Below are 16,103 nucleotides of genomic sequence, written 5' to 3'. Positions count from 1 at the left end.
CACGCCCTCTTTACGCCGCCATGTCGATGCCCACCCTGAACCGCCGCCACTTCCTGTCCCTGTCCGCCGCCGCCCTGACGCTGCCGCTGATCCCGCGCCTGGCGCGCGCCGCCACCGGCGAACCCGTGCGCATCGGCGTGCTGGCGCCGCTGACCGGCGGCGGCGGCCCCTATGGCCAGGGTATGGCGAACGCGGCGCAAAAGGCGGCCGAGACCATCAACGCAGCCGGCGGCGTGCTCGGTGGACGGCCATTGGAAGTGGTGGTGATCGACGACGAAAGCAACCCCACGGCCGGCGTGGCCGCGGTGCGCAAGCTGCTGGACGTGAACAAGGTGATCGCGATTGCCGGTGTGTGGAGCAGCGCGGTCGCCATGGCCATCAAGCCCATCACGCTGGAACGCGGCGTGCCGCTCTTGGTCAGCGGCTCGGGCGACGAAGTGACGCAGGGCGACAACAAGGGCCTGGTGTACCGCTTCCAGGCGCGCGGCAGCGACTGGGGGCCGGTGTTTGCCCGCGCCATCCACAAGGCCGGCGGCCGCCGCGCGTCGGTGCTGGCCTTGCAGACGCCGTTCACGCTGAGCCTGGCCAACCCCTTTGCCGAGACCTTCAAGGCGCAGGGCGGCGAGATCCTGGACGTGGTCTATTACAACCCCAACCAGGCCTCGTACCGCGCCGAAGTGGAGAAGGTCTTTGCGCGCAAGCCCGACGCCGTGTTCGTGCCGAGCTACCTGCCCGACCTGTCGGCGATTGCCCGCGAGGTCTACCGGTCCGGCTTTGAATCGCCGATCTACGCCAACTCGTCCGCGGCCGACGCCGAAGGCGCCTTCATCAAGGCCGTGGGCCGCGACGTGGCCGAAGGCATCCACCACATCCAGTCGATTCCGCCCGTCAATTCGTCGGCCTACAAGCGCTTTGCGCAAGCCGCCGGTATCGACCCTGCCACGCTGGCGATCTTTCCGTCCAATGTGTGGGACCAGATCTCGGTGCTGGCGCTGGCGATCGAACAGGCCGGCAGCGCCGATCCGGCGCGCTACGCCGCGGCCATCCCGCTGGTGGCCAATGGCCAGGGCGCCAAGGTGGAATCGCCGGTCGACGGGCTGAAGGCGCTGCGCGCCGGCCAGGCCGTGGCCTACAGCGGCGCCGGCTCGCAGTTCACGTTCACGCCCAACGGCGACCAGCTCAACCGCGAGTTCGGCCACTTCGTCATCAAGAACGGCGCCAACCAGCTGCTTGAGGTCTTGCATTAATTGACGCCGTCCCCCGCTTCCCCGCTGCTGCGCGCCGATGACGTGGTGGTGCGCTTTGGCGGCGTCACCGCGGTGAACGGCGCCAGCCTGGCCATTCCCGCCGGCGCCATCACCGGCATCGTGGGCCCGAATGGGGCCGGCAAGTCGACCTTGTTCGACGTGCTGGCCGGCGTGCGCCGCCCTGACGCCGGCCGCATCCAGTTCGACGGCCACGACATCACTCGCACGCCGCTGCACCAACGCGCCGGCCTGGGCCTGGCGCGCAGCTTCCAGATCGCGCGCGAGCTGGACAGCCTGACCGTGCTGGAAAACCTGCTGATCGCCTCACCCGGCCATCCCGGCGACGCCTTGTGGCGGGTGTTTCTGACCCCCGCCCACGTACGCCGCCACGAGGCCGCGCTGATCGCGCGGGCCGAGGCGCTGCTGCGGCGCGTGCGGCTGGACGCCCATGCCGACCGCCAGGCCGGCGCCCTGTCCGGCGGCCAGAAGAAGCTGCTGGAGATCGCCCGCGCCCTGATGCTGGCGCCGCGCCTGGTGCTGCTGGACGAGCCCGCGGCAGGCGTCAACCCGGCGCTGATGGACGATCTGTGCGACCTGATCCTGGCGCTGCGCGGCGAAGGCGTGGCGTTCGCCATCGTCGAACACAACATGGACGTCATCGCCGCCCTGTGCGACCAGGTCTACGTGCTGGCTGAAGGCACTGTCCTCACGCGCGGCAGCTTTGCCGAGGTCACCGCCGACCACCGCGTCATGCAGGCCTACCTGGGAGAACCGGCATGAGCGCCGCCCCCGAACATGGCGGCCTGGCACTGCGCGGCATCGAGGCCGGCTATGGCGCATCCACCATCCTGCACGGCGTCGGCCTGGACCTGCCGGCCGGTTCCGCGCTGACGGTCGTGGGCCCCAACGGCGCCGGCAAATCCATCCTGATGAAGACCGTGGTGGGCCTGCTGCGACCCGGGGCCGGCCAGGTCTGGCTGGCCGGACGCGACGTGACGCGGCTGGATGCACCGGCGCGGGCCCGCGCCGGCATGGGCTACGTGCCGCAGGAAGCCAATGTGTTTCGCAACCTGAGCGTGCTGGAAAACCTGCGACTGGGCGGTGAATTCCTGCTGGACCGGCGCGCCCGCGCGGGCTGGCGCACGCGGGTCGAGGAAGTCCTGGCGCTGTTCCCCGAGATCCGTCCGCGGCTGGCCACGCCAGCCGGGTTGCTCAGCGGCGGCCAGCGGCAGATGGTGGCGATGGCCGCGGCGCTGATGCCGCGCCCGGCGCTGCTGGTGCTGGACGAACCGTCGGCCGGGCTGTCGCCGCGCAACGCCGGATTGCTGTTCGAGGCCATCGCGCGCATCCGTACGGGCGGCGCCACGCTGCTGCTGATCGAACAGAACGTCAAGCTGGGGCTGTCGGTGGCCGAACGCGTCGCGGTGCTGGCCGCGGGACAAGTGCGGCGCGTCGACACGCCGCAGGCGCTGCTGGCCGATCCGGATTTCCAGCGGCTGTACATGGGGGTCGCGACGTGATCCAACTGCTGTTCAATGGCCTGGTGACAGGCCTGCTGGTGGCGCTGCCTGCGCTGGCGCTGTCACTGACATTCGGCGTGCTGCGCTTTGCCAACTTTGCCATCGGCGCCATGCTGACGGCGGGCGCCTATCTGATCTGGGCCTTCAACGCGCTGGCCGGCTGGCCGATGCCCGCGGCCGTGGCGGCGGGCGCCGCCGGGTCCGCGCTGCTGGCCCTGGCAGCGGACTGGCTGGTGTTTCGCCCCTTGCGCAATCGCTCTGGCGTGACCTTGCTGGTGGCATCCATGGGGCTGGCCTTCGTGCTGGAGAACGCCGTGCGGCTCGCGGCCGGCGGCGCCACCCGCGGTTATGAGGTGGCCGCCTCGCGGCCCATCCGGTTGGCCGGCCTGCGCATCAACCAGGAACAGGTGCTGACGCTGGCCGTCACCGTGGCGGCGCTGGCGGCGGTGTGGCTGCTGCTGCGCCACACCCGGCTGGGGCGCGCTATGCGGGCGGTGGCCGACAACGCGCCGCTGGCCGCCGTGCGCGGCATCTCGCAAGGCCGCGTGGTCGCGGCCACCTGGGCCGTGGCCGGCGTGCTGACCGCCTTGGCCGGCCTGCTGGTCGGGCTGGACATCGGTGTTGACCCGCTGATGGGCTGGAACTACCTGCTGCCCGTCTTTGCCGCCGCGATCCTGGGCGGCATCGGCCAACCCTTGGCCGCCGTACCGGGCGCGCTGCTGCTGGGCGTGGCGGCCGAACTGTCCACGCTGTGGCTGCCGCCACACTACCGCGCCGTGGTGGCCTTTGCGCTGATGGCGCTGTGCCTGCTGCTCCGCCCTGCCGGGCTGTTCGGTTCCCGTTGGGTGACGCGATGACTCCCTATCTGATTTCCATCCTGACCCTGGTGTGCCTGGCCGCCATTCCCGCGCTGGCCCTGAACCTGCAATGGGGCCTGGCGGGGCTGGTGAACTTCGGCCTGTTCGGCTTCTACATGCTGGGCGCCTACGTGGCCGCCTTGCTGACCCAGGCGGGCTGGAATCCCTGGGCCGCGCTGGCCGCGGCCGTGGCCGCCAGCGCCGGGCTCAGCGCGCTGGTCAGCCTGGTGTCGATCCGGCTGGCCGACGACTACCTGGCCATCGTCACGCTGGGCTTTGCCGAAAGCCTGAAACTGATCGCCATCCACGAAGACCGCTGGACCCGCGGCAGCCTGGGCATCTCGGGCATCGCCCGGCCGGTCGAGGGCGACGGCGCCTTCCTGGCCGTGGCGGTCGCCGCGCTGGCGGTCGTGTTCATCCTGGCGCAGATCCTGACCCGTTCGCCTGTCGGCCGCACCGCCCGCGCGCTGCGCGACGACCCGGTGGTGACCGCCACGGCCGGCAAGAACGTGCTGGGCTTTCGCATCCGCCTGTTCGCCACGGGCGGCGCGGCCATCGGGCTGGCGGGCGGGCTGCACGCCTACTACTACCAGTACATCGACCCCACGCAATTCGGCGCCATCATCACCGCCTATGCCTTCATGGCCGTCATCATCGGCGGCCGCGGCAGCCATGTGGGGGTGTTGGCCAGCGCGTTCACGGTGGTGCTGCTGCTGGAGGGCACGCGGTATCTCGATGCCTACACGACCTGGCTGACGTCCGCCCAGCTTGCCGCCCTGCGGCTGATGCTGATCGGCGCGGCGCTGATCGCGGTGCTGATCTTCCGGCCCCAGGGCATGCGGCAGCCGTACCGGCTGCAGCGCGGGCCCAGGACCTGACGACGGAGCAGGCCCGCCGCCCCCGGCGCCCGCCCCAGGCGGTAACATGGTCGCCGCCATGCCCGCCCTTTTTCCTTCCCCGCAAGCGCTGACCTCCTATTTCTGGAGCGGCGACGTCATACGCAGCCGCAGCATCAGCGCCCGCGTGGCCACGGCCACGCTGGACGTGCCCGAAGCCCCCGCCCGCCTCGCGGCCGACTGGGTCCGCGAAATCGAATCGCGGCTGGCGCTGGAACCCGGCGATGTGGAACAGATGCCGCTGGCGCGCACCATGACGCGCTGGGCCGACTACGGCCTGTGCCTGAAGGCCATGCGCGAGTGGACCGCCGCGCTGGGCCTGGGCGACGTGCTGGCCTCCAGCGACATCGCGCTGATGGCCTGCCGCGGCGCGCGCTATCACCACGACGGCATGCAGTACGGCAGCGCGGCCTTCTGCAATCTGTTCATCAGCGAGGACAAGGGGCTGGACCTGATCTACCCCGGCACCGGCCAGCGCATTGCGCTGACGCGCGGCACTGCCGTGCTGTTCGACACCTGCCAGCCGCACGGCGTGGTGCCGCGCGGGGCTAGCCGCTTCGACGAGGCGGATTTTCCCGATGCGCGGGACCTGTCGCAGGTGTTCCTGACGTGGGAATTGCCGATCGAAGACGCCCGCGTGGCAAGCGCGCTGGACATCGCATTCGATGTGGCCGCCGACGCCGCGCGGCAAGACGAAGAGCAGCTGCGCGGTGACGGCGTACGCCTGGGGGTCAGGCCGGATTGCGGGGCGTGGGAGCCGGCAGGGTAGCAGCCGGTCGCAGCGCGTCCATGGTGGTCTGCACGATGTGGGCGCGCCATTCGCGCGTCAGGCCCGTGCGCACGGCCTGCATTGCCGTCATGCCCATGCCCGAGAACGCACAGGTCACCCGCACGATGCGTTCCATATCCAGTTGCTTCAAGTCGATGCCCAGCGCTTCGTACGCGATCATGCCGATCTCGACCAGTTGCGGATCGCCATCCGGTTCGCTGTCGGCAATGCCGCTGGACAGGGCCGATACGCCGGGCCAGTCGTAGGTGAACTGCACCCCCGCCTCGACCACGGCGCGGTCGCGCTCGGGGCCGACCGGCAGGTCGCGCACGTCGGCCAGCACCTGCCGCATGTGGGCGCGCAGCGTGTCGATGGCGGCTTCGTAGATGGCGAACTTGCTAGCAAAGTGCGTGAGCAGGGTGTCGCGGGTTTGCTTGGCCGCATCCGCGATCTGCTGCATCGAGGTCTGGTCGAAACCGCGCCGAGCGAACAAGGCGGCGGCATGATCGATGATGTCGCCCTGGGCTTCGGCCTCGGTCTGGGTTTCAGCTTCGGCCTCGGCCGGGGTTGCCCCCCGGTGGTCGGATGGGAGATCGGCGGGGAATTCGGAAGAGGAAAGCGTGGACATGCCGTGGCGGGTTCCGTGTAAGGCGCTGAGGCGGCCGGCGCAGGCCGGCCGCAGGGTTTGACGATCCCGCATGATAAACCACAACGGTATATTTTCAACCGTATTGGTTGGTATTTATTTTTCCCCGCCCGGCCTCGGTCATTCGACCCGGGCCCCTGATGTGCGCACCAGCTCGCGCATGTCGGTGTAGTCCTTCGCGAAGAACGCGGCGAACGCATCCACGCTCATCGACGCCGGCTCGATACCCGCCTTGTCCAGCGCCGTGACGACGGCCGGATCCTTGATCGCCCTGGCCGCGGCCGCGTTGATCTTTTCCACCACCGCGCGGGGCGTGGCCGCCGGCAGCAGCAGGCCGTACCAGGAGTCGTACGTGAAGCCCGGCAGGCCGGTCTCGCTGACCAGCGGCACCTGCGCCAGCGCGCCGCTGCGGCCGATGGTGGACGTCAGGCCGATGACCTTCAGCCGCTTGCCCGCGATGAACGGCATGATGCCGATGGTGGGGGCCATGATGACCTGCGCCCGGCCGGCCAGCACGTCGTTGATGGCCTCGCCGGTGGATTTATAGGGAATGTGCTGCATCGCGATGCCCGCCATTTCCAGAAAGCGCGCCATGCCCAGATGGCCTGCGCTGCCGTTGCCGGCCGACGCATAGTTCAAGCCTTCGGGATGCGCCTTGGCGTAGGCAATCAGCTCACCGGCCGATGACACCGGCACGTCGTTGGCCACCGCCAACGCAAAGCCGGTCCGGCCGATCAGCGCGGCGGGCGCAAAGCTCTTTTGCGCGTCGTACGGCAGCTTCGGGTAAAGCCAGGCGCTGGTGTTGTGGCTGGACGACACCAGCGCCATCGTGTTGCCATCGGGTGGGCTGGTGGCCACCACCGCCATGCCCACGGTGCCGCCCGCCCCCGCACGGTTCTCGACCACGATGGTCTGGCCCAGCGCCTGGCCGAGCGCGGGCTGGATGGCGCGGGCCACCAGGTCCTGCGTGCCCGCCGCGGCAAACGGCACGATCAGGCGCACTTGCGCCAAGGCGGGTGGCGCGGCCGCCGCAGCGGTGACCGCCAGGGATTCCAACAATGCTGCGCGGGAATGCTTGAACATGGATGTCTCCAGAGTGCCCGATGCGAAATGCCCAGGTCGACAGGCCCGGGTCTGCGCGCCCGGGTTGATCAATGCGATGAATGCGTGCGAATGACGCGGGGCCGGCAAATCAGCGCTGCAATTGCGCCACGGCATCGGCCAGCGACCGGCCCGCCGATTGCAGGCGCGTGCCGATGCGCAGCAGCGCGGCGTCGTCGTCGGCCAGTCGAACGCGCGACTGGTCCAGAATCTGCCGCGCATCCGTTGGCGACGGACCGCCGCACCCCACGCGCCGCGCCACGGCCTGCGCCGGATCGAACGCGTCGCGCAACGCCGCGGCATCCAGGTGCAGCGGATGGCCCAGGATTTCCTGCGAAGCCTGCGCCACCAGGTCCGGCGTGATCGCAGCCGGCGCGATGCCCTGGTCGATGGCCCGGCGCACGACCCGGCCCGTCACGTGGTGGGCATCGCGGAACGGCAGTTTTTCGCGGTGCACCAGCAGGTCGGCAAAATCGGTGGCCGTGGCAAAGTTGGCGGCGGCCAGTTCGGCCATGCGCGCGCGCTGCGGTTCGGCGCCTTCCACCACCAGGCGCACCACGGGCAGCAGACCAGCCACGCCGTCCAACGCGGCCCAGAGCCATTGCAGGCCATCGGCGTTGCTGTCCAGCACATGGGTGAACGGCGCGGCGCGGAAGGCGGCAAAACCGGTCATGGCGGCGCCCAGCAGATGGGCCTGGCGCCCTTTCAGGAATTCAAGCACTGCCTGGTTTTTCTTCTGCGGCATCATGCTGGACGTGATGGCCAGGCTGTCGGGCAGCGCCAGCGTACCCACCTCGAATGTGGACATGAAATAGAAATCCTGCGCCAGGCGGCCGAAAGTGGTGGCCACGAAGGTCGCGGCGATCAGCAATTCCAGCAGCGCGTCCTTGGAGGCCACCGCGTCCAGCGTGTGCGGCACCGGCGCATCGAACCCCAGCAGCACGGCCGTCAGCTTGCGGTCGATGGCAAAGGGGTTGCCGGCCAGCGCCCCCGCCCCCAGCGGGCAGTGGTTGATTTCCTGCAACGCCGCCAGCAGTCGCCGCGTATCGCGCTGCAAGCTCTGCTCGATGCCCAGCAGGTAAAAGCCATAGGTGATCGGTTGGGCGTGCTGCATGTGGGTGTAGCCAGGCATGACGCAATCGAGCAAGCCATCGGCGCGCGCCAGCAGCGCGCGGCGCAGGCGCAGCGTTTCGGTCAGGAGGGTGACGGCGACATCGCGGGCGCGCATCCGGTCCAGGGTCGACTGCAAGTCGTTGCGGCTGCGCGCCAGATGCAGCCGCCCGCCCAGTTCGGGGCCGACGCGCCGGATCAGTTCGGCCTCGTAGTTGAAATAGACATCTTCCAGCGCGCCGTCCAGCGCAAAGGCATCGGCGCCCGCGGCGTCCAGCGCGGCAATCTCGCGCGCCAGGGCCGCGGCATGTCCGCGGTCGATCAGGCCGGCGGCATCCAGCGCCGCCAGGTGCGCCTGGTTGACCTGCGTCAGCAGCGGCAGCGATGCCGCGAAGCCGGCTTGTATCCAGGGCAGGAAGATGCCGTGCTGCGCTTCGGGCGCCAGGGCGTGGCGCAACAGGCCGCTGACAGCGGATTCAGCCTGAGAGGGGGTGTGTGTCGTGTTCATGGGGTCATTACAGAACCGGCCATACATTCCGTCAAAGGACCTTTTTTCATTGAAGCAGTAGCTGAACTCATGTACCGTCTGGGCTGTTTCCCCCCTGGTCGAGCCCCGCATGCTGTCCCTGCGCCACATCGAAGTCTTTCGCACCGTGATGCTGGTGCGCAGCATGACCGTCGCGGCCGACACGCTGTTCGTCACCCAGTCCGCAGTCAGCAAGATCATTCGCGAGCTCGAGGAAGACGTCGGCTTCGTGCTGTTCGAACGCCGCCATAGCGGGCTGGTGCCGTCGGCCGAAGCCAAGTCGCTGTTCGTCGAGGTCGAACGCGTGTTTTTGGGCCTGGACAAGGTGTCGCGTGCCGCCGAGCGCATCCGTTCCCGGCGCGAGGGGCAGTTGCGGCTGGTGGTCATGCCCAGCCTCAGCAGCCATTTCATTCAGGGGGTGATCCGCTCGTTCAGCGCCGAATGCCCCGGCGTGGGCGTGTCGCTGTTCACCTACAACTCGCCCGAAGTCATCGAGCTGGCCGCCTCGAGCCAGTTCGACCTGGGCTACGCCATGACGCCCATCGACCGTGACCGCGGCGTCGATTGCGATGTGATGACGGCGAACTGCGTCTGCGTGCTGCCGCCCGGACATCCGCTGGCCGCCAAGTCCCGCATCGACGTGGCCGACTTCGACGGCCAGGCCTTCGTGGCGCTGGCGGCCAACAATTCCACCCGGCTCAAGATCGACGCCATCTTCCGCAGCGCCAACGTTGCGCCATCCGCGCGCTTCGAGGCCAGTTGGTCCGCCGGGGTCATGGGGTTCGTGGCGCAGGGAATGGGGCTGGCCATCCTGGACCCCTTCAGCGCGCAGACCGCGCCGCTGTCCGGCTGCGAAGTGCGGCCGCTGACGCGTCCCATCGATTTTTCTTTTGCCGAGATCAAGGCCAGCCACAACGCGCCGAACGAACTGACCGAGATCTTCGGCCGCCACTTCCGCACCGCGTTGCGCGCACTGGTATATTGATCCGACCCCCAAACTCCTGGACGGCGATCCGATGCCCCGCTTCTCCACCCGTTTGCACGGCTGCCTGCTTGCCGCGCTGTCTCTCGGCGCCGCCCACGCCGCCCCGAAAGTCGTCTACACCGGTACGCTGCAAGGCGCCGGCGAAGTCGTGATGGAACTGGATGCCCAGGCGGCCGCGGACGGCGTGCTGAGCGGGCGCTACTTCTACCCGAAGACGGGCGTCGACATTCCCCTGCGCGGCACTGCGCAGGCGCTGGCGGAACCGCCGCCCTTCTGGAAGCGCGATCAACCGGGCAATACGGCAGCGGCCGAGACGCCGCCCACCGCGGCCACCTGGCAGGGCACGCTGGATGCGCAGGGGTATCGCGGCACCTGGACGGATGCGCGCAACGGCAAGCCGCGCGCATTCGAACTGCGCCGCGTGGCCGAATACGACCCCAAGGCGCGGCCGGCCACCGAAGTCCACAACGGCATTGCGACCTTGCCCGAGATCAACGCCGAGCAAGCCCCCTACGACACGCTGAAGCTGACCGGCCACGCCGAACCGGTGGGCGACGAAATCAGCCAGGGCGCGGTGGCCTACCGCATGTGGCGCGATCCGCGCACGCAGTTTCCGTATCCGCGCTTGACGCGCCATCCGGATGAACAGGTCCGCACGCGCGTGAATCACCTGCTGGAACAGCGCCATTGGCAAAAGAGCCTGGGCGCGCTGCAATGCAAAGCCGAGGCCTACACCCGCATGGGTGATTTTCCCGGTGCAGGCACGCTGGGCAATGTCGACGATGAGGTCATCACCGTCACCTGGCTGTCGCGCGCACTGATGACGGTGACCGAAAGCGGCAGCCTGGATTGCGGCGGCGCGCACCCCGACAACCATTTCGAACCCTACACCTACGACCTGCTGCGCGGCGAATACCTGGACTGGAACCGCGTCTTCGACGCCTACGCGCCGCGCGGCCGTGGCCGCCCCCAGGCCAGCGCGACCCTGGTCGACATCACGGCCACCGTGCAACGCACGCTGGCCGCTGCCGAAGCCGAAGGCACCACCAAGGACCCGTCCAAGGATGGCTGCGCCAGCCTGTGGCCCGACAACCTGGTGCTGGGCGCCCAGGCACCCGGCGCGCTGAGCCTGTCGGTGTCCGGCGTGGGCCACGCGTCGGGCATCTGCCTGGGCACGCTGGCGCTGGTGCCGTTCAGCGATCTGACGCCGTACCTGAAGCCGGGCGGGCAGGCGTACCTGGCGACCGACTGAGGCGATCAGGTCGACAGCAACTCGCCGTACAGCGCTTGCCCTGTCCGGATGAAATCGACGATCTCTTTGATCGAATGCATGTCCAGCACATTAGGATCCTTGAACAGCGCTGGACTCATGTCGTTCTGCAGCAGCAGCTTGTTGAGCGTCAGGAACGCCGCGGTGCGGATGTTGCCGTCCGCGAAAAGGTGATGCTGATCAAGATCCTGGCAACACTTGGCGATGCAGGCGAGCTTGCCTTCTTCATCCTGCGCCAGGGCGAGCTCATCGTGGTAGGTCTGGATGATGGCGGCCGCCTTTTCCCTGCATTGCTGCGCCGGCTTGGCCTGCGCCACCACGTAGTCCGCCAGTTGCACGGGATGCTGCATAACTCTCACCCAGGCCTGGGGATCGCTCGCCTTGGCCGAAGCCTCGAATTCCAGCCTGCCTTCCACGGACCAGTTGCTCAGGCCCAAGCCGAACATGACCCCTTCGTTGTCCCGATACCCCTGCTGAAACAGGCTACCCGTTCCCATCTGGTCGCGCTTGTGCACCCCTGCCACTGCGGTGTCGTGCAAGGCCAGGTAGCTATCCGCGGTCAATGGCTGTGTCACTTCGTCCAGCATCAGGTTCAAGGCACTCAACATACCTGCCATGTAGCCGCGCTCGTTCTCGAAGTAGGCCGCACCATAAGCGTGGTGTTGCCCGTCCATAACCAGCTTGTAGACATCGCTGGCAGCATCCTCGAGCTCGCCCAATGAGGTGTGCGTCAGCTGTTCGGCACGTTCTCCGAAACGAACCTGCTCCAACCGCATGCGCAGCACCGAATCGGTCTTTTCTCGAATTTCCGGGCCGATCCCCTGTGCATCACGCAATTGGGCAATCATCTCTTCCAGCCCTTGCCGCATCTGCCCGGGCTGGGCGTCGGCGCCGAACTGCGTAATCAACCGGTTCATCATGACGATGTCGAGTTCGCTGTGGAACGCATAGCCCAAATCGGTACGCGGCGACAATACGTCTGTCTGACCGATGACATCCCACTTTCGGCATAGCGCCACGCAATCCGGCGGCGCGAAGTCATCGGCCACATGCAGCGCTTGATGCACCAAAGCGCCGGTCAGCGGCAGGCCGCTATCCCGCGTGCGTTCCAATAAGTCACGCAGCACTCCCATCGCCTCATCGGAATGCCCCGTCCCATGCAAAGCCGAGAACAGGTTGTCGAATGCCTGCTGGTTTTGAACTGCGTAGTCGGGCGCAGTCTGCGGCGCATCCTGACCATGGACGCCGCCGCTGCCGTTCAGGACCACCCGCATCGTGTCGCCCGCCTGTGCGATCTGCCGCCATTGTTCCATTCCGACTGGATTCTGGATATTGCTCTCGATGCCCATGTCTTACCCTCCTCAGGCCCGGTTGATCAATGCGCCCGGATCGCCGGCGCTTGCGGTAGCCACGCTCTCATCAACTGCGTTTTGCCGCGCGGCGCGCTCTGCCAGCCGCGCAGTCCAATACGTCGCCATGCCACTGAAGGACTCGAACACGGCGCCAAAACGCTGTGCGTGCAGGGTCTCCAGCGGTTCGTGATAGCAATAGGTGATGGCGTCAGTCAGCTCGCTTACGCCGAAATAGCCGCCGGCGGTCAGAGCCCTTTGCATGTTGCAGCGAAGCAGATGCCGGAACAACGAGGCGTGGCCCGCGCCGACGACGCTGCCCACTAGCGCGGTCCAATGCACCCGGTCGTGCTCAGCGTCGTAGCTGATATGCACCCAGCATGACTCGTTCACTTGAATCGAACAGACTTGCCCGTCGTTGACAGGCAAGTCGGGTTTACCGAGCAACTGGCCAAGCTCGGCAACACGTAAGCGAAAGACTTCGGCACGCATGGTCCTCTCCCTGGGGTGAGGTGCGCACGTCGGCGCACCAGGGCCTTCGCCTTGATGGTTCAGGCGGTCGAGGCATTAGTAACCGGCATGGCCGCGAGGTTCCATCACAGGGCGCGCTTCGTGCCCACCCCGGCGAGAAGCTAGCGTCGATGCGCATCCAGCTGCGCCTGCAAGGCCAGCCCTCCCTCTTTCTCGAACATCTCTTCAAACGACTGGGCGCATTGCGCCGCGATCTCGCCAGCGCGGTCCAGCATACGGGCTTCGTAACGTTGCTGCGCCGCCCGCCAGTCGCCGCCGTCGACCAGCGCTTCGGCCAGTTCCGCCGCATCCAGCATCGCCAGGTTCACACCCACGCCCAGCGGCGGCATGACGTGGGCGGCATCGCCGACCAGGGTCAGGCCGGCGCGGTGGGGCCAGCGCGTGCCTGGCGGCAAGGCGACGATGGGCCGCAGCGCGGCGATCCGGTCTGCCTCGCGGATCATGGCCAGCAGCGACGGCGCCCAGCCGGGAAAGCGCGCCAGCAGGTCTTCGCGGGTCATGCCGGCCAGCGACAGATCGGGGCGGTCGGTTTCTTCGGGGCTTGTGCGGATCGCGGCGTAGACGCGCAGGGTGGCGTTGCCGTTGCGCTGCGCGACGATGCCCGCGCCGCCATGCATCGCAAAATAGGTGCCGTGGCCGACGCGTCGGGCGATCTCTGGATGACGCCGGTCGACATCAGTAAGCCATAGCTCGACGAAGGTGACGCCCGTGTAGGCCGGTTGCACGGGCGTCAGCGCGGCGCGCACTTTGGACCAGGCGCCGTCCGCGCCCACCACCAGGTCGTAGGGGCCTGCCAGGCCGTCCTGGCATCGCAGGTCGTAGCGGCCGTCGGGGCGCGCCACTACCTCGTGCAGGCGTACGCCCCAGCGCACCGTGTCGGGCGCCAAGCGTTGCAGCAGCAGTTCGCGCAACACCACTCGGTCGATTTCCGGATGATCGCCGGCGCCGGGTTCGGGGATTTCCTCGCGCAGCAGTTCGCCGGTGGCATGGTCGGCCAGGCGCTGTTCCTGGTCTTCGTGCCGGGCAATCGCCATGAAGGCATCGAACAGGCCCGCTTTGTGCAGCGCCAATTGCCCTTCGCCGGGATGCAGGTCCAGCGATCCGCCCTGGTCGCGGGCGCCCAGGGCGGCGTCGGCCTCGAAGAGGTCGGCGCGCCAGCCGTGGCGCTGCAGCACATTGGCGACGGTCAGGCCGGCGGGGCCTGCGCCGATGATGGCGATGGCAAGGGGTTGCGGCATGGCGGCATTTCCTTTAACTTGATAGGTGCCTATGTATATTACATAGGTGCCTATTAAAGTAAAAGGATATTCATGGCCGACCCCGTCGATTGGCAACCCCGGCAGATGCCGACCCTGCTCATCAACCAGTACGCCCGCGTCATGGCCAAACAGGTCGACGAGCGGTTGCGGCCGCTGGGCGTGACGGCGTCACAGCTGCCGGTGCTGGTGGCGTTGAAGGGTGGCGGCCGGATGACGCAAAAGGCATTGGCCGAGACGACAGGGGTGGAGCAGCCCAGCATGGCGCAACTGCTGGCGCGCATGGAACGCGACGGGCTGGTGCGGCGCGAACCGTCGCCGACTGACGGGCGTAGCAGCCTGGTGTCGCTGACACCGGCGGCGATGCGCAAGCTGGAGCCAGGCCGCGCCGTCCTGAAACAGATGGACGACGAGGCCTGTGCGATTTTCGAGCCGGCGGAACGCGAGCTGCTGGCCCGCCTGCTGCTGCGCCTGGTGGAAAGCGCCTACCAGTAGATGTCCTGGTTGTAGTACTTGTGCAGATCGCGGGCCCAGGTTTCATCGGCCATGCGGGGCCAGTTGTCTTTGTCGAACCCGGGCGCGTTCTTGAGGGTTTCCTTGTCGACGTGCAGCACGAAGCACTTGCGATCGGTATCCAGTTTCAGGGCGGCCCAAGGAATGGCGAAGAGCTTTTCGCCCATGCCCAGGATGCCGCCGCGCGACAGCACGGCGTAGGCAACGCGCCCGCGCGGCACGTCGATCATGATGGCCTTGATGTCGCCAAGGGTGTCACCTTCGGCGTTATAGACGTCGTTGCCTTCGAGCGTGTTGGCGGCCATGACTTCGGGGCCGGGGCCCTGGGCCGAGGTCTTGGGGTCGCCGACGATATGGGTGGTCTGCTGTTGTTCCATCGCTGTTCTCCTGTGCGGGGTTGCCGCGCTGTCCATCATGGGAGGTGTCGTCTTGCCACTTGCTTGAAGAAATGACCGGTGCTTGGGGAAGGCCGGCCAGGTTCGGAGCGGTGTTTGCGCTCGGAACCTGGGTATCCGCAAGTGGCGTTCCAGGGGGAGTGGCCCTGGTTTTTTTGGTTTTGGACTCGCGCGTTGTTGTACGTGGACGAGTGGGGTTCTTGAGCCGCCTGTTGCGTGCGTGGCCTGTGGGGCGGGGCTACGATTGCGGTCCGGAGCCTTCGCTCCGGACTTCCCCATCCTCATCCTCGTCCTCGCCTTCGGCGACTCCTTCGGATTCCGTCGGGCGCATCTACACGCCCCGCCCCACAGGCCACGCACGCAACAGGCTCATGACGGCTGCAATTTGGCGGGGGCTGACGCACGTCGAGGTGCTGGTTTTGGACGCGAGTTGGGGCGCAGGTTGAAGCGGACTTTTTTTATAGCGACGAGCGCTACGTCAAGCCTTGGCCTCGGCCAGCGGCGCCATGGACGGCCCGATCAGGGCCAGCAGGCGTGGGCGGCTGACGCCGTCGCGGGCTTGTACCGAGAGGCCGTGCAGGACGGCGGCGTAGTAGTCGCCCAGGGCTTGCACGTCGGTGCCGGGCTTGAGCTCGCCGCTGCGTTGCGCGGCGTCCAGGCGGTCGATGATGGATTGGGTGCGGGCCTTGCGGTGCGACGTCAGCCAGCGCATGACGGGCTCGTTGTCGGCGGCATAGTTGGTGGCGGCGGTGACGACCATGCAGCCTTGCGGACGGCCTCGGCGGGTGTAGGTGGCGACGGCATCCTGCAGCATTTTTTCGACGGCTTCGCGTACGTCGGCGGATTGCAGGGCGGTTTCGGCGAAGCTGCCGTCGCCGGTTTCGTAGCGTTCGACCGCTTCGCGGAACAGGGATTCCTTGGAGCCGAAGGCGGCATACAGGCGCGCCGACGCCAGCCCCGTGGCGGCAACCAGATCGGCCATGGACGTGCCTTCGTAGCCATGCTGCCAGAAGGCCAGCATGGCCTGTTGCAATGCGGTGTCGCGGTCGAATTCGCGGGGTCTGCCTGCCATGTCGTGCCTGAAGAGTTGATGTTTTTCGTAGTGTACCGCCGCGCCTGACGATAGCGATGT

17 protein-coding genes are annotated in these 16,103 nt (G+C 67.6%); 9 read left to right on the top strand and 8 right to left on the bottom strand.

Annotation, left to right across the window (positions count from 1 at the left end):
• Positions 1 to 20: 20 nt before the first annotated feature.
• From U858_RS0121110 to U858_RS0121085, 6 genes are read left to right on the top strand one after another with little or no spacing between them, the layout of a single operon-like run.
• Positions 21 to 1,247 carry an ABC transporter substrate-binding protein gene (locus tag U858_RS0121110; protein WP_025139149.1) on the top strand — a complete coding sequence of 409 codons (1,227 nt, stop codon included), beginning with the start codon at positions 21 to 23 and terminating at the stop codon, positions 1,245 to 1,247.
• Positions 1,248 to 2,027: an ABC transporter ATP-binding protein gene (locus U858_RS0121105; RefSeq protein ID WP_025139148.1), complete on the top strand. Its 780-nt coding sequence runs from the start codon at positions 1,248 to 1,250 to the stop codon at positions 2,025 to 2,027.
• The gene (locus U858_RS0121100; RefSeq protein ID WP_029954171.1) at positions 2,024 to 2,767 is read left to right on the top strand and encodes an ABC transporter ATP-binding protein; all 744 of its coding nucleotides are present in this window, start codon (positions 2,024 to 2,026) and stop codon (positions 2,765 to 2,767) included. Before U858_RS0121105 ends, U858_RS0121100 begins: the two co-directional genes overlap by 4 nt.
• Complete coding sequence (locus tag U858_RS0121095) at positions 2,764 to 3,624, top strand: branched-chain amino acid ABC transporter permease (protein WP_025139146.1); 861 nt, start codon at positions 2,764 to 2,766, stop codon at positions 3,622 to 3,624. Before U858_RS0121100 ends, U858_RS0121095 begins: the two co-directional genes overlap by 4 nt.
• A complete protein-coding gene (locus U858_RS0121090; protein ID WP_025139145.1) occupies positions 3,621 to 4,502 on the top strand; it encodes a branched-chain amino acid ABC transporter permease in 882 nt (293 codons plus the stop codon). The genes U858_RS0121095 and U858_RS0121090 overlap by 4 nt, the downstream gene beginning before the upstream one ends.
• A gap of 58 nt (positions 4,503 to 4,560) precedes the next feature.
• Positions 4,561 to 5,289, top strand: coding sequence for a hypothetical protein (locus tag U858_RS0121085; protein ID WP_029954170.1), 729 nt, complete (start codon positions 4,561 to 4,563; stop codon positions 5,287 to 5,289).
• On the opposite strand, the gene U858_RS0121080 is transcribed toward U858_RS0121085, so the two are convergent.
• The 3 genes from U858_RS0121080 to argH form a co-directional block, all read right to left on the bottom strand.
• Positions 5,252 to 5,917, bottom strand: coding sequence for a TetR/AcrR family transcriptional regulator (locus tag U858_RS0121080; RefSeq protein ID WP_025139143.1), 666 nt, complete (start codon positions 5,915 to 5,917; stop codon positions 5,252 to 5,254). The two genes, U858_RS0121085 and U858_RS0121080, sit on opposite strands and share 38 nt — an antisense overlap.
• A 138-nt stretch (positions 5,918 to 6,055) precedes the next feature.
• Positions 6,056 to 7,018 (bottom strand): tripartite tricarboxylate transporter substrate-binding protein, encoded by a 963-nt coding sequence (locus tag U858_RS0121075; protein ID WP_051593643.1) that lies wholly within the window; start codon positions 7,016 to 7,018, stop codon positions 6,056 to 6,058.
• Positions 7,019 to 7,127: 109 nt separating this feature from the next.
• A complete protein-coding gene (gene argH, locus U858_RS0121070) occupies positions 7,128 to 8,654 on the bottom strand; it encodes an argininosuccinate lyase (RefSeq protein WP_029954168.1) in 1,527 nt (508 codons plus the stop codon).
• Between the two features lie 109 nt (positions 8,655 to 8,763).
• Here argH and U858_RS0121065 point away from each other — a divergent pair, with 109 nt between their 5' ends.
• Positions 8,764 to 9,657, top strand: coding sequence for a LysR substrate-binding domain-containing protein (locus tag U858_RS0121065; protein WP_025139140.1), 894 nt, complete (start codon positions 8,764 to 8,766; stop codon positions 9,655 to 9,657).
• A 31-nt stretch (positions 9,658 to 9,688) separates the two neighbouring features.
• Entirely contained in the window at positions 9,689 to 10,909 is a 1,221-nt protein-coding gene (locus U858_RS0121060) for a hypothetical protein (RefSeq protein WP_025139139.1), read from the top strand.
• Positions 10,910 to 10,914: 5 nt separating this feature from the next.
• Here the strand turns inward: U858_RS0121060 and U858_RS0121055 are convergent, their stop codons facing one another.
• The 3 genes from U858_RS0121055 to U858_RS0121045 form a co-directional block, all read right to left on the bottom strand.
• Complete coding sequence (locus U858_RS0121055; RefSeq protein ID WP_025139138.1) at positions 10,915 to 12,276, bottom strand: Fic family protein; 1,362 nt, start codon at positions 12,274 to 12,276, stop codon at positions 10,915 to 10,917.
• Between the two features lie 12 nt (positions 12,277 to 12,288).
• On the bottom strand, positions 12,289 to 12,768 hold the full coding sequence (locus U858_RS0121050; protein WP_025139137.1) for a type III secretion system chaperone: 480 nt from the start codon (positions 12,766 to 12,768) through the stop codon (positions 12,289 to 12,291).
• Between the two features lie 140 nt (positions 12,769 to 12,908).
• Positions 12,909 to 14,045: an NAD(P)/FAD-dependent oxidoreductase gene (locus U858_RS0121045; protein WP_025139136.1), complete on the bottom strand. Its 1,137-nt coding sequence runs from the start codon at positions 14,043 to 14,045 to the stop codon at positions 12,909 to 12,911.
• Between the two features lie 72 nt (positions 14,046 to 14,117).
• On the opposite strand from U858_RS0121045, the gene U858_RS0121040 reads away from it, so the two are divergent.
• Positions 14,118 to 14,558, top strand: coding sequence for a MarR family winged helix-turn-helix transcriptional regulator (locus U858_RS0121040; protein WP_025139135.1), 441 nt, complete (start codon positions 14,118 to 14,120; stop codon positions 14,556 to 14,558).
• Here U858_RS0121040 and U858_RS0121035 read toward each other — a convergent pair.
• Complete coding sequence (locus tag U858_RS0121035) at positions 14,549 to 14,953, bottom strand: PRC-barrel domain-containing protein (protein ID WP_025139134.1); 405 nt, start codon at positions 14,951 to 14,953, stop codon at positions 14,549 to 14,551. The two genes, U858_RS0121040 and U858_RS0121035, sit on opposite strands and share 10 nt — an antisense overlap.
• Before the next feature lie 496 nt (positions 14,954 to 15,449).
• Positions 15,450 to 16,043, bottom strand: a complete 594-nt coding sequence (locus tag U858_RS0121030; protein WP_025139133.1) for a TetR/AcrR family transcriptional regulator — start codon at positions 16,041 to 16,043, stop codon at positions 15,450 to 15,452.
• Positions 16,044 to 16,103 lie beyond the last annotated feature (60 nt).

This window comes from Achromobacter sp. DH1f (assembly GCF_000633435.1).
GTDB classification, from domain to species: Bacteria; Pseudomonadota; Gammaproteobacteria; order Burkholderiales; family Burkholderiaceae_B; genus Achromobacter; species Achromobacter deleyi.
This window is presented reverse-complemented; position numbering and strand designations above follow the sequence as displayed.